General features: G+C 68.0%; 1 pseudogene. It reads right to left on the reverse strand.

Features of this window, described 5'->3' with window-relative positions:
• Nucleotides 1-80: 80 nt before the first annotated feature.
• A pseudogene (locus AB0M18_RS36630) lies at nt 81-1273 on the reverse strand (IS3 family transposase).
• Nucleotides 1274-1341: the final 68 nt, after the last annotated feature.

Consider the following 1341-nt stretch of genomic DNA (forward strand, 5'->3'; position numbering starts at 1 on the left):
CGCCCTGAAGAAGGTCCACGCCAACGACGGCGAAGCGGTCCTGCTGGACGGAGGCCTTGACCCCGAATCCTGGACGCGGGTTATGCGGCTGGTGTCAGCGTAGTTGGTGTGAGTTGGAGGGCGTTCTCGAAGGCGTTTGGTGATCGCTGTCCGAGGCAGGAGTGTCGGCGCCGAGTGTTGTAGCTGTGGAGCCGTCTGAAGGCGACGAGTTGGGCCTCGCGCTCGGTTGGCCAGCTCTTTCGTCCTTGCAGGGTCTCGCGTTTGAAGGTCGCGTTGAAGGACTCTGCGAGCGTGTAGACCGCGCTGGACCCGACCGCGCTCATGCTTCGCCGGACCCCTGCTGACCTGCAGGTTTCGGCGAAGGCCCTGCTCGTGTACTGGGCTCCGTGATCGGTGTGCCTGATCGATCCCGCGAGGGTTCCGCGGGTGCGGATGGCCGCGGCCAGGGCGTCGGTCACGAGGTCGGTGCGCAAGTGGCCGGCGATCGCCCATCCGGCCAGACGGCGCGAGGCGAGGTCGATGACGGTAGCCAGGTAGCAGAACTTCCCGCCGTCGATGGGCAGGTAGGTGATGTCGCCGACGTACTTCGTGTTCGGCTTGTCCGCGGTGAAGTCGCGGCCGATCAGGTCCGGCCCCTTGGCAGCCGGATCAGGGACGGTGGTGCGGTGCCGGCGGCGCAACCGGCCCCTTCGATCCCGGACGCCCGCATGATCCTGGCGACCCGCTTGTGATTGACCGTCTCACCGCTCGTCTCGCGGAGCTCGGCAGATTCTGGGGGCTCCGTAGGTGCCGTCCGATTCCTGGTGCACCGCACGTGTCCAGACGGCGAGGTGTGCGTCGGCCGCCTGCCGGGCAGCCCAGTCCGCGGCCGTCCGGCGCCAGTGGGAGAAGCTCGAGCGGCTGACGCCGAGGGTGCTGCAGAGCCGCTTCATGCCGTAGCGGCGCTGCAGGTCGGCGACGCACTGGAAGCAGTTCACCAGCGCCTCTCCCCGGCGAAAAACCTCGCCGCCTTCCGCAGGATCTCGCCTCAAGCTCACGGACCTTCCTGCGCAGAGTCGCGTTCTCCGCCTCCAGCGGGGCCGGCGGCTGGGCCGGTTCCGGCGACCGGCGTCCCCCGCGGGAGGCTCGCACCGGCAGCCCTCACCCAGTTCCGCAGCCTCTCCGGATTGATCCCCAGATCGGCGGCGACCGACCTGATCGTCGCCGCGCGCCGCGACTCGTACAGCACGACCGCGTCCGCCTTGAACTCCGGCGGATAGTTCTTCATGACCACGAGATGTCCGTTCTCAGATCCTCAGGATCCAGTGTCCCGTGTGTCCAACGTCGGAGGGCAAAGCCCCA

Origin of the sequence: Streptomyces sp. NPDC051909 (assembly GCF_040681095.1) — a bacterium.
Classification (GTDB): Bacteria; Actinomycetota; Actinomycetes; order Streptomycetales; family Streptomycetaceae; genus Streptomyces.